This window comes from Amycolatopsis silviterrae (genome assembly GCF_042684085.1).
In the GTDB taxonomy this organism is placed as follows: domain Bacteria; phylum Actinomycetota; class Actinomycetes; order Mycobacteriales; family Pseudonocardiaceae; genus Amycolatopsis; species Amycolatopsis silviterrae.
In genome coordinates, this window is the sequence record NZ_JBHUKS010000004.1 from 1 (window position 1) to 14,443 (window position 14,443).

Sequence of the window (14,443 nt, forward strand, 5' to 3'; positions counted from 1 at the left end):
GACCCCGTCCATCATGAACGAGAAACCCTTGCCCGGCGCGCCACCCAGCACCTTGTCCGCACCGATGCGGAAACCGTCGAACACCGCCTCCGTGGTGTCCACGCCCTTGTAGCCCATTTTGTCGATCTTGCCCGGAATCGTCAGCCCCGGAAGCACCTCGCCGAACCCGGACGGCTTCTCCACCAGGAACGTCGTCAGGTTCTGATGCGCCTTCTCCGCGCCCTCGTCCGTCTTCACCAACAACGCGATCAAGTTCGAGGAACCGCCGTTGGTCAGCCACATCTTCGCGCCGTCGATCACATAGTCATCGCCCTCGCGCTTGGCGCGGGTCTTGATCGCGGCCACATCCGAGCCCAGATCCGGCTCCGACATCGAGAACGACCCGCGCACCTCGCCGGTCGCCATCCGCGGCAGGAAATGCTGCTTCTGTTCGGGGGTGCCGTGACGGGAGATCATGTGCGCCACGATGAAATGCGTGTTGATCACCCCGGACACGCTCATCCAGCCCCGCGCGATCTCCTCCACCACCAACGCGTAGGTCAGCAGCGACTCGCCCAAGCCCCCGTACTCCTCCGGGATGGTGAGCCCGAACAGGCCCATCTCCTTCATCCCCTCGACGATCTCCGCCGGGTACTCGTCCGCGTGCTCCAAAGCCTGCGCGTGCGGGATGATCTCCTTGTCCACGAACGACCGCACCGTGGACAGAATCTCCTGCTGCACATCGGTCAGGCCGGCGGTCCGGGCGAGACGGGCCATCACTGGGCTCCCTTCGGCGAGCGACGCCGGCTCCCGGCGCTGGGGTTACCGGGGAGTATGACTGGTTCCCGCCCGAGCGGCTATGAGGGTGCTCACGCCGGGCCGCGGTTTCCCCCGTTAAGGTGCGGATAAGGTGCTGATCCACCCGAAACCGCGAGAAGGATCCCGATGAGCGAGGCCAGCGACGACCGGGACGAGCCCGCCGGCCGCGACGGCTACGTGCACCCGTCGTACGAGCACCAGCCGTATCCGCCGCAGGGCCCGCCGCCCGGCGCGGGGCTCGCGGTCGGGTCGCTGGTGTGCTCGATCGCCGGGTTCGTGCTGTGCGCGCCGATGGCCATCGCGGGGATCGTGATGGGGCACGTCGCGTTCTACCGGGCCCGCCACGGCCGCGGCACCGGCGGCGCGCTGGCGCTCGCCGGGTTCGTGATCGGCTACGCCGCGCTCGTCGTCTGGGGCATCGCGATCCCGCTGATCGTGCACGCGCTGGCCCAGTCCGGGATTTTCGGCTGATGCCGCCGCTGAACCCGGTAGCGTCGGCCTTCGTATCCGGCATCCCGAGGGAGCCCCGATGACCACTCCGTCCGACCGCGAACCGGCGTCCTACGAACCGCCGCCGACCGCGGACCCCGCTCCGTACGAGCCGCCGGCCACCGCCGAGCCCGCGCCGTACGAGGCACCGGCGGACGCCGTCACGTCCACTTCGGAGGATGCCCCGGCGGTCCCGCCGCCGGGCTGGATCGCGCCCGACCCCGGCCCGGTCGCGCAGCTGCCGGGCGAGCCGCCCGCTCCCGCCGCGCAGCCTTATCCCGTTGCGGCGCAACCGGATCCGTTCGCGCCGCCCGTCTATCAGGGCTTTCCGGCTCCGCCGCCGTACGGCGCGGGCTATCAGCCGTACTCGAACACCACCGACACCGGGCTCGCGACCGGCGCGCTGGTGTGCTCCGTGCTCGGGCTGGTGACCTGCGTTCTCTCGGTCGCGGGCATCGCGATGGGGCACGTCGCGCTGGCCAAGGCCAACCGCAACGAAGCGGGCGGACGCACCATGGCGCTGTCGGCCGTGGTGCTCGGCTACGTCGCTCTCGCCCTGTGGGTCGGCTTCCTCGTGACGATGCTGATCCTCGGCCTGAACGGCTACCTGGAGCGCTGATCCGGCACGTCGCCCGCCTCGGGCGACGTGACCTGGCCGTTGCTGGCCTTGTCCGGGGACGACTCGGCCGGCGGCCGCGGCTCCGGCGGCTTCTCCGCGGCCGGTTTCGCCGCCGAGTCGGTCCGCGCGTCCAGGAAGCGCAGCAGCTCCACCGGGAACGGCAGCACCAGCGTCGAGTTCTTCTCCGCCGACACCTGGACCACCGTCTCCAGCAGGCGCAGCTGCAGCGCCGCCGGGGTGTCCGCCATCGTCGCGGCTGCCTGCGCCAGCTTGTGCGAGGCCTGCAGTTCGCCGTCCGCGGAGATCACCCTGGCGCGGCGTTCGCGTTCGGCCTCGGCCTGGCGCGACATCGAGCGTTTCATCGACTCCGGCAGCGCGACGTCCTTGATCTCCACCCGGTCGATGTGGATGCCCCAGCCCAGCGCCGGGCTGTCGATCATCAGCTCGAGGCCCTCGTTGAGCCGTTCGCGGTTCGACAGCAGGTCGTCGAGGTCGCTCTTGCCGATGATGGACCGCAGCGACGTCTGCGCGACCTGGCCGATCGCCGACCGGTAGTCCTGCACGTGGACGGCGGCCAGCACCGGGTCGACCACCTTGAAGTACACGACCGCGTCCACCCGGACCGTGACGTTGTCCCGGGTGATGCCGTCCTGCGCGGGGATCGGCAGCGTCACGACCTGCATGTTCACCTTTTGCATGCGGTCGGCGATGGGCAGCAGCAGCGCGAGCCCCGGGTCGCGGACCTCCGGCCGCACCCGGCCGAAGCGGAACACCAGCCCGCGTTCGTACTGTTTGACCACGCGCACCGCTGAGCCGAGCCACACCCCGCCCACGACGACCACTGCGCTGACAATCTCGATGATCATGGCAGCTCCCGGGTTCGCCAAACCCTGATCTCACCCACTGTACGCGCGCGGTACAGCCCCGGAAACGGCTTGCGCGGCCGACCAGGATGAGTGGTGTGACCGTTTTGGTGATCCCGCCCTTCTTCGCCGAACGCGCCCCGAAGGTGCTTGGCCCGGAAGCCGTCCCCTGGCTCGCGTCGCTGCCCGCGCTCGCGGAGCGGTACGCCCGGAAGTGGGAGCTGGAGTTCGAGGACAGTCCCCGGCACGGCTACGTCGGCGTGGTCCAGCCCGCCCGGCGCGCGGACGGCTCCCGCGTGGTGCTGAAACTCGGCTGGGTGGAAGAGGAATCGCGCGACGAGCCGCTCGCACTGTCCACATGGGCCGGTCGAGGATCGGTGCTGCTGCACGAGTCCGTGCCCGAGGACGGCGCGATGCTGCTGGAACGCCTCGACGACAGCCGGACGCTGGACGGCGAACCGCTGCTGCCCGCCGTCGAGATCATGAGCGAACTCGCCCGCCGGCTCGCGGTGCCCGCGCCGGACGGGCTCACCCGCACGCTGTCCGGCGTCGCGGAAGGGCTGCTTGAGGAACTGCCCAAATCGTGGCGGGAGCTGGACGAACCGCTCCCCCGCCGGGAGCTGGACGCGGCGCTGGAGGTGTGCCGCGACCTCGGCCCGGAAGCGGGCAACGCGCTGGTGAACGAGGACCTGCACTACGAGAACGTGCTGTCCGGCACCCGCGAGCCGTGGCTGGTGATCGACCCGAAGCCGCTCGCCGGTGACCTCGAATACGGCGCGCTTTCGTTGCTGTGGAACCGGTTCAGCGAATCCACACTGGACTCGAAGCTCGCCGCGAGCGGGCTGGACCGCGACCGCGCCAAGGCCTGGACGCTGGTCCGCGCGGTGCAGAACCGGCTGTGGCACGCACAGGACCTGATCGATTTCGGCGGATTGGACGAGGACGACGACGGCCCGTCCGCCGGCGAGCTGCCCGCGCTCACCCGATGGGCGCTCGGCAGCTGAGAATTCGCCAAGTCGCGGTCCGAGCGGGCTCGGGCGCCAGCCGATAGTGTCGGCGGCATGGCAGGCACAAACCGGGTTTACGCGGCTCAGCTCGCGGGTCTGCCGGTGTTCGGGCCCGACGGGGAATCGATCGGCAAGGTCCGCGACGTCGTCGCCGGGCTGCGGCTCGACCAGCAGCCGCCGCGGATCCTCGGCATGGTCGTCGAGCTGGCGACCCGGCGCCGGGTGTTCGTGCCCATGCTGCGGGTCACCTCGATCGAACCGAACGCCGTGACGCTGGCCACGGGCTCGGTCAACATGCGGCATTTCCACCAGCGGCCCAACGAGGTCCTGGTCTGCGGCCAGCTCCTCGACGCGCACGCCACGCTCACCGGCGCGGAAACCCGGGTGACCGTGGTCGACGCGGCGATGGAGCCGACCCGCACCCGGGACTGGGTGCTGGCGAAACTCGCCGTCCGCGAGCGGTCGACCCGGCTGGCGCTGGGCAGGCGGCGCACCGCGATGCAGGTGCTGCCGTGGAACGAGGTGGCCGGGCTCGGGCTCACCGACCTGGCCGGCCAGCCACAGGGCGCGGGCCAGCTGCTGATGCTGTTCGACACGATGCGCGCGGTCGACGTCGCCGCGACCCTGCGCGACCTGCCGATGAAGCGCAGGCACGAGGTCGCCGACGCGATGGACGACGAGCGGCTCGCGGACGTCATCGAGGAGCTGCCCGAGGACGACCAGAAGGAACTGCTGTCCTACCTCGCCGAGGAACGCGCCGCGGACATCCTCGAGGCGATGAACCCGGACGACGCGGCCGACCTGCTCGCCGAACTCGCGCCCGCCGAGCAGAGCAGGCTGCTGGAACTGATGGAGCCGGAGGAATCCGCGCCGGTCAAACGGCTGCTGGCGTATTCGTCGGACACCGCGGGCGGCCTGATGACGCCGGAACCGGTAGTGCTGACGCCGGACGCGACGATCGCCGAGGCGCTCGCGCACATCCGCAACGCCGAACTCCCCGCCGCGCTCGCCAGCATGGTGTTCGTGTGCCGCCCGCCCACCGAAACGCCGACCGGCCGGTTCGTCGGCGTCGTGCACTTCCAGCGGCTGCTGCGCGAGCCGCCCGCCGAACTGGTGGCCAGCGCGGTCGACACTGACCTCACCGCGTTGCGCCCGGAGGCCACGCTCGCCGAGGTCACCCGGTATTTCGCGGCGTACAACCTGGCCTGCGGCCCGGTCGTCGACGCCGAGGACCATCTGCTCGGCGCCGTCACCGTCGACGACGTGCTCGACCATCTGCTGCCCGACGACTGGCGCGAAACCGGACTGCACGACGTCACTGACGGTGCCGATCTCCAGGAGGCCGAACGTGGCTGAACTCAGGACCGGCCGCAGGCTCGACCAGCCGCGCGGCCAGGCCCGGCTGCGGCTGAACATCGACCCGGACACCTTCGGCCGGTTCACCGAGCGGATCGCGCGGTTCCTCGGTACCGGGAAGTACCTGTTCTGGCAGACGCTGATCGTGGTCGTCTGGATCGTGCTGAACCTGGTCGCGGTGTCGCTGCGCTGGGACCCGTACCCGTTCATCCTGCTCAACCTGGCGTTCTCCACCCAGGCCGCGTACGCCGCGCCGCTGATCCTGCTCGCGCAGAACCGGCAGGACGACCGGGACCGGGTGTCGCTGGAGGAGGACCGCACGCGCGCCGCGCAGACCAAGGCGGACACCGAGTACCTCGCCCGCGAGCTGGCGGCGCTGCGGCTGGCCGTCGGCGAGGTCGCCACCCGCGACTACCTGCGCAGCGAACTCGACCGGCTGCGCGACGATCTTGACCTGGATGCCAAGCCACGCAAGGCCAAGCAAGGCTGAACCGGGCAGTACGTACGATGGAAGCGTGACTGGTACACAGCAGCTCCCCAGCGTCGACGACGTCCGCACCGCGCTGAAGGACGTGTACGACCCGGAAATCAAGAAACCGATCACGGACCTCGGCATGGTCAAGGACGTGGCGGTCGGCGGCGACGGGGTGGTCGACGTCGGGATCTACCTCACGGTCGCGGGTTGTCCGCTGAAAGCGACGCTGACCGAGGACACGAAGAAGGCCGTCTCGAAGCTCCCCGGCGTCGCCGACGTGCGGGTCGAGCTGGACGTGATGAGCGACGAACAACGCACTGAGCTGCGCAAATCGCTGCGCGGCGACGCGGCGGAGCCGGTGATCCCGTTCGCGCAGCCGGGTTCGATGACGCGGGTCTACTGCGTCGCGTCCGGCAAGGGCGGCGTCGGCAAATCGTCGGTGACGGTGAACCTGGCCGTGGCGATGGCCGAGCGCGGGCTGTCGGTCGGCGTGGTGGACGCGGACATCTACGGCCACTCGGTGCCGCGCATGCTGGGCGCGCGGGAGAAGCCGACCAAGGTCGACACGATGATCATGCCGCCGCAGGCACACGGCGTGAAGGTGATCTCGATCGGCATGTTCACCCCGGGCAACACCCCGGTGGTGTGGCGCGGCCCGATGCTGCACCGCGCGCTGCAGCAGTTCCTCGCCGACGTGTTCTGGGGCGACCTGGACATCCTGCTGCTGGACCTGCCGCCGGGCACCGGCGACATCGCGATTTCGGTGGCGCAGCTGATCCCGAACGCGGAAATCCTCGTGGTGACCACGCCGCAGCAGGCCGCCGCCGAGGTGGCCGAGCGCGCGGGCGCGATCGCGATGCAGACGCGGCAGCGCGTGGCGGGCGTCATCGAGAACATGTCCTGGCTGGAAACCCCGGCCGGCGAGCGCATCGAGGTCTTCGGCGCGGGCGGCGGGCAGACGGTGGCGGATTCGCTGTCGAAGTCGGTGGGCTCCACGGTGCCGCTGCTGGGCCAGGTCCCGCTGGACCCGCGCCTGCGCGAACAGGGCGACGAGGGCACGCCGATCGTGCTGTCCGATCCGGAGGCGCCGGCGGCGCTGGTGCTGAAGGACGCGGCGAAGCAGCTGTCGGTCCGGGCGCGCGGGCTGGCCGGGATGATGCTCAACGTCAGCCCCGCCGGGCGCTGATCCTCAGCAAAAGAGGCGTGCACCTTTCGCGGGTGCACGCCTCTTTTTTGGCTGGACTCAGGAAGCGTGCACCGTCACCAGGAGGGCACCGGCCTCGCGCAGCGTCACCTTGGTGTCGCCCGGCTTCGTCACCGTCCAGTCGATGCCTTCGGGCTCCTTCGCGGACACGTCGGCCGACTTGTCCGGCAGGCCCTCGACGTCGATGTTCTGCGACTTGTCCGACGTCACCTTGATCTTGACCTTGTTGCCAACCTTGACGTCGACCACGCCGGCCGGCGGCGTGACCTTCCCGCCCTGGTAGGAGACGTTGACCAGCACGTCAACGCCCGCCTCGCCGGTCTCCGCGCCGCGCTTCACGTTCGGCTGCTCGCCGGTGGCCCCGCCGTTGCCGGGAGCGCTCGACGGGGCGTTCGACGGAGCCGCCGACGAGGACATCGCCGGGGCGGGCACCGAGGTGTAGGTGGCGGGCGCCTTGGTGCTCGGCTCGTCGTCGGCACTGCACCCGGCGACGGCGAAGGCGGCCGCCGCGATCGTTCCGGCCAGCGCAGCCGCACGGCGTGACATATCGGGAACCTCCAGGGTCGATTGAGCTGATCCCCCGAGGCTACCCAGCCTGATCAGTACCGTCGCGCGCTGGTCGTGCGTGGCGAGGCTCAGGTGGCGTCCGGGTCGACCGGCGGGCGCTCGCCCGGCTTCAGCGGTTCCGGCTGCGGGATCGCGGTCTGCGGCTTGATCGTCGGCGTGCTGCCGGAGCCGTTGGACCCGTTGAGGTCGTTCTTGTACCCGTTCAGCCCGAGCGGATCGGAATCGCCGTCGAACAGATGCTGGGTGACGACCCGTTTCGGATCGAGATTGCGCAGGCCGCGGAGGTCTTCGAGGGGTTTGCGGAGCTGGTCGAACTCGGGACCCATCTCCTCGCGCAGCTGCTCGCGCGCGCCGGTCGCGAAGTCGCGTGCTTTGCGGACGCTCTTCGCCATCCAGGCCGCCGCCTCGGGCAGCCGCTCGGGTCCGAGGATGAAAAGCCCCGCGATGATGATCACGAGGATCTCGCCCCAGCCGACACTGTCGAACACCCGTGAAACCTCCGCTCGGTGCTGCCCCGCCCAAGACTACCCGGGCCGTTTCGCGTCCCGGCAGGCCCGAACGTCGCACAGCAGCTTAAGAACTGGCGTCAGTCCGACCCGAGCGTGACGTCCACCACCAGCAGCGCGCCGTCTCGGGCGAGCTGCACCGGAATCACCTGGCCGGGGTCGTGGCTGCGCACCGCGACGGTCAGCTCGGCGGAGTCGCGCACGACGTGGTCGCCGACCTTGGTGATCACGTCGCCCTCCTTGATCCCGGCGGACGCGGCAGGCCCGTTCGGCGCGACGTTGCGCACCTGCGCGCCCATCGTGGACGAGCCGGCGACCGTCGAGGCCGCGTTGATCCCGATGTCGGCGTGTTTGACCTTGCCGTCCTTGATAAGCGCCTTGGCGATTTTCATGGCGTAGTCGCTGGGAATGGCGAAGCCGATGCCGATGCTGCCGCCGTCGGAGCTGGACGAGCGGATGGCCGAGTTGATCCCGACCAGCGCCCCGGTCGAGTCGACGAGCGCGCCGCCCGAGTTGCCGTGGTTGATCGCGGCGTCGGTCTGGATGGCCGAGTAGGTGACCGGGGCCGCCCCGTTGTCGCCGCCCGCGGTGACCGGCCGGTCGAGCGCGCTGACGATGCCCGAGGTGATCGAGTTCTGCAGCGCCAGCGGCGAGCCGACGGCGATCACCGCGTCCCCGACCTGCAGGTCGGACGACTTCCCGACCTGCATCACGACCGGGTTCGTCACGTTGACCTTCACCACGGCGAGGTCGGTCTTCTGATCCGCGCCGACGACCTTGGCCTCGGTGCGGGTCCCGTCGTTGAACACCGCGGTGATCTTCGTGGCCTTGTCGCCGACCGCGGTCGAGACCACGTGCTCGTTCGTGAGGATGTACCCCTGCGGGTCGATGACCACGCCGGAGCCCTGTTCGCCGCTGTCCGCCCCCGGCTTGACGACCTCAAGCGAAACCACCGCCGGCGCGACCCGGTGCGCGATGTCCGCGAGCGACCCCGGCGGCCGTTCCTTGGCCGCCTCGGCCTCGGAAATCGTGGCACTCCCGGTCAACGAGGACCCGGTGTCGGCGACCCACCAGCCGACCAGCCCGCCAACCGCCCCGATCAGCAACGCGACAACACCGAGCAGAGCCAGCGCCTTCGGCTGCACCCGCCGCCCGAACAGCACTTCAGGCAGGCTCAACCGCGCGCCGCCAGGCAGCTTCGGCTTCTCCGCCTCGTCGTCCTCCGGCACCACCGCAGGCCCGGCAAGCACCGCCCCAGCCGCCGGATCCCGCCACGGATCGCTGGCATCAGTCCACAGCGGATCCTCCGCCGCGCCGTTCTCCCCGGAAGCCTCCAGCGGCCGCTGCAGCCGCACCCCCTCAGCCCCCGCGGGCCGGCTGAACGCCTCCGCCAGCGACTCCGGTGTAGGCGGCGCGAGACTGAGCTTCTGCCCGTTCCCGTTGGGCACCGGGGTGTAGAGCTTGTCGAACGCCCCCTCAACCCCGTGCGGACGCCCGAAGACAGCCGCCTGCTGCTGGTCGACCACCGGCCGCTCAAGCGGCCGAGGACCCAACCGGTCCGTCCCGACGGCACCGGACTGGGCAGGATTCGAGTTCGGCTGGTCGGTCATCATTCCCCGGAGACGGTTCAGTTCGGCTGAGAGTCGACGATACCCAAGCCTCAACGGAATTGTGCCCAGACCACAGTGAAATGCCTGTTGCCTGCCCGTGCACCGCCAGCCAACCGTCCGTGAGGGGCACCTTCACGGACTCAGAGTCCCTCAGGGTTCCCCTCACGACCCGCCGCCGTCGCCGAAGGCTGTGAGGGGCCCCTTCACGGAACCAGGTTCCCTCAAGGAGTCCTTCACGGACCGATCCCGCCCGCCGACATGCACCCAATGTGGCGTTCGGTGCGTCAGACGCACCCAATGCCACATTGGGGCGCAAGCCCCACCACAACGAAACCGCCGCCACCGCACCCAACCAGCGAGGCACCCACACCACCCCCGCACCCCGATACGAAGCCCAAATGCGGTCTGAGGGTGCTTGTCAAGGCATCTTTCCCGCCTTGACAAGCACCCTCAGACCGTCATCACAATTGGCTTCGGGGTGCCCCACGCAGAGATCCGGCGCGATGTCGCCGCCAGGCGACGAGCCCTACCGGGCAGCCACAGCCTCCCCAACCCCACCGCGCACCTCATCAGGCACCTCAGCCTGAGAAGAAACCGGCGAGGACGACGTCCGAGGCACATTCATATTCGCCGGCAGCAAATTCGCATTAGGCGTCCGACCAGGCCCAGTCCCATTCGACCCCTCGCCGCTATCCGCCGAGGTCCCGACGAGCGCGAGCGCGCTCAGCACGAGCCCCGACACCACGACCCCGGCTCCTTGCGCCGCCCGTTTCCGGCTGAACGCGAACCGTCCGCCGCCGAGCACGTTCGCCGACTGCCCGAGCGGCGCGGTTGTTCCCAACGGCGCGGCACCCCCCAGCACCCCCGCGTCGCGCAGCCCCGCCACCCGGTCCGGCCGCTGGATCGCCACCAGCTGCCCGTCGGCGGTGACCGCGAGATTGTCCGGCGAACCAGGCAGATCAGTGTGCTCCGGAATGGACCGCAGGCTCGCCAGGAACCCCGCCGACATCGCCGGCGCGCCGGCGTCCTTCACCGCCGCGACCGCCTGGCGCTGCGAGGTCACCTCGGCCGCGCAGCCCGGGCAGCGCGCGAGGTGCGCGAGGGCCCGGTCGTGCGCGACGGGCGTCAGCTCGCCGTCGACCAGTGCGACTACCGCGTCGGGCATGAGGTGGGATTCGGCGAAACGCCAGCCGCTCATACGGACACCTTCGCAGATTCCTCCCGGGTCGCGCGACGGCGCTCGAGCGACGCGCGCAGCGCCGAGCGGCCGCGGTGGATGCGGCTGCGCACGGTGCCGAGCTTGACGCCCAGCGTCGCGCCGATCTCCTCGTACGACAGTCCTTCCACGTCGCACAGCACGACCGCGGCCCGGAACTCCGGAGGCAGCTCGTCGAGCGCCTCCTGCAGGTCCGGGTCCAGGTGGGTGTCGCTGTAGTGCTGCTCGGGGCTCGGGTCGTCGCCGACGATCCGGTCGGTGTCCTCGGGCAGTCCCTCCATGCGCACGCGCGAGCGGCGGCGCGCCATGTCGAGGAACAGGTTCGTGGTGATCCGGTGCAGCCAGCCCTCGAAGGTGCCGGGCTTGTAGGACGCGAGCGACCGGAAGACGCGGATGAACGTCTCCTGGGTCAGGTCCTCGGCGTCGTGCGTGTTGCCGGTGAGGCGGTAGGCGAGCCGGTAGACGCGGTCGGCGTGCTCGCGCACGACCTCGTCCCACGAGGGCGGCGTCCAGGCCGCCTCGGCTGCGTCCACGGTCACCGGAGCGGCCTCCGGCAGTTCGGCGTTCTGCATCAGGGGAGCAGGCACCTCCATCTGGGTCAACTCCTCTTCACCTCTGCCAACGCGGGCCGGGCACACGGTGTTCCCGTGTGGTTGAGACTCAGTCTGGCCGCCTTCCTTATGGAACTCATGAGACCGATCTGAGAGCAGCCTGAGAAGTTGGCCGGCGAGGGCCTTTCGAGGGTTTTCGCGGGCTTTCCGCCGGGCCGGAGCGCGCTTACCAGGGAGCCTTCGCTGATTTATCGACAACCAGCGCTAACCTTCGCGCGTGAGTTCGGGGACAGAGGCGGCGGCCGAGACCGGGGCGGTCGGCGCCGAGCAGGTCGACGGGTACCTGCCCGACGACGACGTGCTGACCGCCGCACGGCTGCGCGGAGCCGACCTCGGGTGTGCCCCGCTGGCCCCCGGAGCTGGGACGACGCTGCGGTTCCTCGCCGCGACCGTCGCCGCGCGGGCGGTCGTGGAAGTGGGCACCGGATCCGGCGTGAGCGGGCTGTACCTGCTGCGCGGGATGGCCGCCGACGGCGTGCTGACCTCGATCGACGTCGAACCGGAGTACCAGCGGGCGGCGCGCAAGACCTTCCTCGAAGCGGGCTATCCGCCGGGCCGGATGCGGCTCATCGTCGGGCGCGCGCTGGACGTGCTGCCGCGGCTCACGCCGGGCGGCTACGACCTGGTGTTCGTCGACGCCGCGCGGATCGAGTACCCCGGCTACTACGAGCAGGGCGTGGCCCTGCTGCGCCGCGGCGGGGTGATCGTGTTCCACCAGGTCCTGGCGGGCGGACGGCTCACCGACCCGGCCCGGCGCGACCCGGAGACGATGGCGCTGCGCGAGGTCGCGCGAGCGGTGCGGGAGGACGAGCGGCTGGTTCCGGCGTTGCTGCCGGTGGGCGGCGGGCTCCTCGTGGCTACGGCGTGCTCGTGAGTGGCAATCACGGTTAGAACCGCGATTGCCACTCACGACCCCACCAGCACCCGCGCCCCTCTCCGCACCCGCGTCCCCACCGCCACCACCGCGGCCGCCAGCCCCAGCCACACCACGACAACCACGATCAGCCAGCTCCACCCCTCCCGGCCGTAGACCACGCTGCCGACCCCGCCGCCGATGCTGCTGCCCAGGTAGTACATGAGCATGTACAGCCCGCCGACCTGGCCGCGCGCGTTCTCCGGGGCCTCGGCCGCGGCCCAGCTGTTCGCGATCGAGTGCGCGGCGAAGAACGCCGTCGTCAGGACGAGGAAGCCGACGACGATCAGCGGCAACGAGTCCGGGATCGTCAGCAGCGCACCGACCGCCGTGAGCACCAGCACCCCGACCAGCGCCTGCCGTCGGCCCAGCCGCGCGGACAGCCGGTTGGCCGTCGCCGACGAGACCGAGCCCAGGGCGTACGACACGAACACCAGCGACGCGATCGCCGGCGACAGATTCAGCGGCGAGCCGGTCAGCCGGAACCCGGCCGCGTTGTACAGCGCGACGAACGACCCCATGGCCAGCAGCGCGACGGCGTACTGCACGAGCAGCACCGGCTGCCGCACCGCGGTCAGCAAGCCGGCCCCGATGTCGCGAAGGCCTTGCCGCTCCCCCGTCTTGGCCGGCGAGGGCGGCAGCATCACCACCGTCACGACCGCGCAGACCAGCGAAAGCCCAGCCACCACGTACAACGCGCCGTGCCAGCCGAGCGGACCGGCGGTGAACCCGGTGGCCAGCCGTCCGGTCATGCCGCCGACGGTGTTGCCCGCGATCATCGCCCCGACCGCGGCCGCGACGCCGGTCTTCCCGAGCCGTTCCACGAGGTAAGCCGTGGCCACACCGGGGAATCCGGCGATCGCGACGCCCTGCACCGCGCGCAGCACGAGCATCAGCGAGTAGTCCGGCATCAGCGGCAGCAAGAGTCCGAGCACCGACGAAATCACAACGGACGCGATGATCACCGGCCGCCGTCCGACCACCTCGGACAGCGCGGCGATCGGCAGCACGGAGATCGCCAGCGCACCGGTCGCCACGCTCACCGTGAGCGCCGCGCCGCCGGGGTCGAGGTGGTACTGCCCGGCGAGCTGCGGCAGCACCGCTTGCGGCGCGTAGAGCAGGGCGAACGACGTGAAGCCCGCGGCGGCGACCGCGACCTTGACCCGACGGGCGGAGGAGAGCATGCCCTCGAAAGTAAGCTTCGCTAATCAATGCGTCTAATACGTTGATCGGCCATCATTCATACCGTGCCGAATGAGAGCCTTACGTCGCAGCTCGTCCCGCACCTGTCTCTGCTGGCCACGCTGCGGAACACCGGAAACGTCACCCGCACCGCCGAAATCCTCGGCGTGCCGCAACCCACAGTCAGCAGGCGGCTGGCCGCGCTGGGACACGCCCTCGGCGCGCCGCTGACCGTGCCCGACGGCCGGGGCGTCCGGCTCACCCGCGCCGCGGAGCTGCTGGCCGACGCGGCGGAACGCGCGCTGCCGATGGTCGACGCCGGGGTCCGGCTCGCCCGCGAGGAGATCGAACCGGCGAGCGGCCGCGTCGTGCTCGGGTTCCTGCACCTGCTCGGCCGGTCGCTGGTGCCGGGATTGCTCCGCGCGTACCGCGAACAGGCCCCGGCCGCCCGGTTCACCCTCGTGCAAGGCTCGCTGCAGGGCATGATCGACCGGCTCGTGTCCGGGGAACTCGATCTCGCCGTGCTCGCCCCGGTCGTCGCGGACGACCGGCTGGAGACAGTCGTGCTCGACAAGCAGCCGATCCACCTTTCAGTGCCCGCCGGGCACCGGCTGGCCGGGCGGCACAGTGTGCGCGTGACAGAGCTAGCCGACGAGCCGTTCGTGCTCCTCGAACACGGCTACGGTCTGCGCCGGATCACCGACGACCTCTGCGCCGCCGCCGGTTTCACGCCGAAGGTCGCCTTTGAGGGCCAGGAATCGGACACCGTCCGCGGGCTCGTCGGGGCTGGCCTCGGCGTCGCGCTGCTGCCGCGGTTCGAGCCCGGCTCCCCGGCCGGCGTCGCGGAAGTGCCGCTGTACCCGCCGGTCCATCGGACGATCGGGCTCGCCTGGCGTACCGGCGAACCGCTTTCGCCCGCGGTCCAAGCGTTCCGTGACCACGTGCTCGGCATGACGGACTAGCGACCAGGGTGGTATTTCTATCCCGGTACCGTGCTAGCGTTTCCGGTATAGAAATACCGGAACCT

General features: G+C 70.5%; 16 protein-coding genes. 8 read left to right on the plus strand and 8 right to left on the minus strand.

Annotated features, from left to right (window positions below):
• Window positions 1-756: acyl-CoA dehydrogenase family protein (locus ACFSVL_RS03590; RefSeq protein ID WP_378300420.1), on the minus strand; the 756-nt coding region annotated here is incomplete at its 3' end.
• 168 nt (window positions 757-924) lie between these two features.
• Here ACFSVL_RS03590 and ACFSVL_RS03595 point away from each other — a divergent pair.
• Together ACFSVL_RS03595 and ACFSVL_RS03600 are read left to right on the plus strand one after the other, a co-directional pair.
• Window positions 925-1,269: a DUF4190 domain-containing protein gene (locus tag ACFSVL_RS03595; protein ID WP_378300422.1), complete on the plus strand. Its 345-nt coding sequence runs from the start codon at window positions 925-927 to the stop codon at window positions 1,267-1,269.
• 58 nt (window positions 1,270-1,327) lie between these two features.
• A complete protein-coding gene (locus ACFSVL_RS03600; RefSeq protein ID WP_378300424.1) occupies window positions 1,328-1,906 on the plus strand; it encodes a DUF4190 domain-containing protein in 579 nt (192 codons plus the stop codon).
• On the opposite strand, the gene ACFSVL_RS03605 is transcribed toward ACFSVL_RS03600, so the two are convergent.
• On the minus strand, window positions 1,891-2,772 hold the full coding sequence (locus ACFSVL_RS03605; RefSeq protein ID WP_378300426.1) for a slipin family protein: 882 nt from the start codon (window positions 2,770-2,772) through the stop codon (window positions 1,891-1,893). The two genes, ACFSVL_RS03600 and ACFSVL_RS03605, sit on opposite strands and share 16 nt — an antisense overlap.
• A gap of 95 nt (window positions 2,773-2,867) precedes the next feature.
• Here ACFSVL_RS03605 and ACFSVL_RS03610 point away from each other — a divergent pair, with 95 nt between their 5' ends.
• From ACFSVL_RS03610 to ACFSVL_RS03625, 4 genes are read left to right on the plus strand one after another with little or no spacing between them, the layout of a single operon-like run.
• Entirely contained in the window at window positions 2,868-3,773 is a 906-nt protein-coding gene (locus ACFSVL_RS03610; protein WP_378300427.1) for an aminoglycoside phosphotransferase family protein, read from the plus strand.
• Window positions 3,774-3,830: 57 nt separating this feature from the next.
• A complete protein-coding gene (locus ACFSVL_RS03615; RefSeq protein ID WP_378300429.1) occupies window positions 3,831-5,132 on the plus strand; it encodes a magnesium transporter MgtE N-terminal domain-containing protein in 1,302 nt (433 codons plus the stop codon).
• Window positions 5,125-5,622 carry a DUF1003 domain-containing protein gene (locus ACFSVL_RS03620; RefSeq protein ID WP_378300431.1) on the plus strand — a complete coding sequence of 166 codons (498 nt, stop codon included), beginning with the start codon at window positions 5,125-5,127 and terminating at the stop codon, window positions 5,620-5,622. Before ACFSVL_RS03615 ends, ACFSVL_RS03620 begins: the two co-directional genes overlap by 8 nt.
• Window positions 5,623-5,647: 25 nt before the next feature.
• Window positions 5,648-6,793 (plus strand): Mrp/NBP35 family ATP-binding protein, encoded by a 1,146-nt coding sequence (locus ACFSVL_RS03625; RefSeq protein WP_378300433.1) that lies wholly within the window; start codon window positions 5,648-5,650, stop codon window positions 6,791-6,793.
• 57 nt (window positions 6,794-6,850) lie between these two features.
• On the opposite strand, the gene ACFSVL_RS03630 is transcribed toward ACFSVL_RS03625, so the two are convergent.
• The 5 genes from ACFSVL_RS03630 to sigE all read right to left on the minus strand — a co-directional run bounded on the left by ACFSVL_RS03630 (window position 6,851) and on the right by sigE (window position 11,303).
• Entirely contained in the window at window positions 6,851-7,357 is a 507-nt protein-coding gene (locus ACFSVL_RS03630; protein WP_378300435.1) for a hypothetical protein, read from the minus strand.
• 89 nt (window positions 7,358-7,446) lie between these two features.
• On the minus strand, window positions 7,447-7,866 hold the full coding sequence (gene tatB, locus ACFSVL_RS03635) for a Sec-independent protein translocase protein TatB (protein WP_378300437.1): 420 nt from the start codon (window positions 7,864-7,866) through the stop codon (window positions 7,447-7,449).
• 98 nt (window positions 7,867-7,964) lie between these two features.
• The gene (locus ACFSVL_RS03640) at window positions 7,965-9,494 is read right to left on the minus strand and encodes a S1C family serine protease (RefSeq protein ID WP_378300439.1); all 1,530 of its coding nucleotides are present in this window, start codon (window positions 9,492-9,494) and stop codon (window positions 7,965-7,967) included.
• A 526-nt stretch (window positions 9,495-10,020) separates the two neighbouring features.
• Window positions 10,021-10,692 (minus strand): anti-sigma factor family protein, encoded by a 672-nt coding sequence (locus tag ACFSVL_RS03645; RefSeq protein WP_378300441.1) that lies wholly within the window; start codon window positions 10,690-10,692, stop codon window positions 10,021-10,023.
• A complete protein-coding gene (sigE, locus tag ACFSVL_RS03650; RefSeq protein ID WP_037353366.1) occupies window positions 10,689-11,303 on the minus strand; it encodes an RNA polymerase sigma factor SigE in 615 nt (204 codons plus the stop codon). The genes ACFSVL_RS03645 and sigE overlap by 4 nt, the downstream gene beginning before the upstream one ends.
• A 235-nt stretch (window positions 11,304-11,538) precedes the next feature.
• Between sigE and ACFSVL_RS03655 the strand changes: the two genes are divergently transcribed.
• Entirely contained in the window at window positions 11,539-12,195 is a 657-nt protein-coding gene (locus tag ACFSVL_RS03655; protein ID WP_116204739.1) for an O-methyltransferase, read from the plus strand.
• 32 nt (window positions 12,196-12,227) lie between these two features.
• On the opposite strand, the gene ACFSVL_RS03660 is transcribed toward ACFSVL_RS03655, so the two are convergent.
• Window positions 12,228-13,418, minus strand: coding sequence for an MFS transporter (locus ACFSVL_RS03660; protein WP_378300443.1), 1,191 nt, complete (start codon window positions 13,416-13,418; stop codon window positions 12,228-12,230).
• A 63-nt stretch (window positions 13,419-13,481) separates the two neighbouring features.
• Here ACFSVL_RS03660 and ACFSVL_RS03665 point away from each other — a divergent pair, with 63 nt between their 5' ends.
• Window positions 13,482-14,378: a LysR family transcriptional regulator gene (locus ACFSVL_RS03665; RefSeq protein WP_378300445.1), complete on the plus strand. Its 897-nt coding sequence runs from the start codon at window positions 13,482-13,484 to the stop codon at window positions 14,376-14,378.
• The last annotated feature ends 65 nt before the right edge of the window (window positions 14,379-14,443 follow it).

What these genes read in the sequence shown, in the direction of transcription:
- ACFSVL_RS03595 (WP_378300422.1), top strand. Translation starts at nt 925, where the DNA reads ATGAGCGAGGCCAGCGACGACCGGGACGAGCCCGCCGGCCGCGACGGC.
- ACFSVL_RS03600 (WP_378300424.1), top strand. Translation starts at nt 1,328, where the DNA reads ATGACCACTCCGTCCGACCGCGAACCGGCGTCCTACGAACCGCCGCCG.
- ACFSVL_RS03605 (WP_378300426.1), bottom strand. Translation starts at nt 2,772, where the DNA reads ATGATCATCGAGATTGTCAGCGCAGTGGTCGTCGTGGGCGGGGTGTGG.
- ACFSVL_RS03615 (WP_378300429.1), top strand. Translation starts at nt 3,831, where the DNA reads ATGGCAGGCACAAACCGGGTTTACGCGGCTCAGCTCGCGGGTCTGCCG.
- ACFSVL_RS03630 (WP_378300435.1), bottom strand. Translation starts at nt 7,357, where the DNA reads ATGTCACGCCGTGCGGCTGCGCTGGCCGGAACGATCGCGGCGGCCGCC.
- ACFSVL_RS03640 (WP_378300439.1), bottom strand. Translation starts at nt 9,494, where the DNA reads ATGACCGACCAGCCGAACTCGAATCCTGCCCAGTCCGGTGCCGTCGGG.
- ACFSVL_RS03645 (WP_378300441.1), bottom strand. Translation starts at nt 10,692, where the DNA reads ATGAGCGGCTGGCGTTTCGCCGAATCCCACCTCATGCCCGACGCGGTA.
- sigE (WP_037353366.1), bottom strand. Translation starts at nt 11,303, where the DNA reads ATGGAGGTGCCTGCTCCCCTGATGCAGAACGCCGAACTGCCGGAGGCC.
- ACFSVL_RS03660 (WP_378300443.1), bottom strand. Translation starts at nt 13,418, where the DNA reads ATGCTCTCCTCCGCCCGTCGGGTCAAGGTCGCGGTCGCCGCCGCGGGC.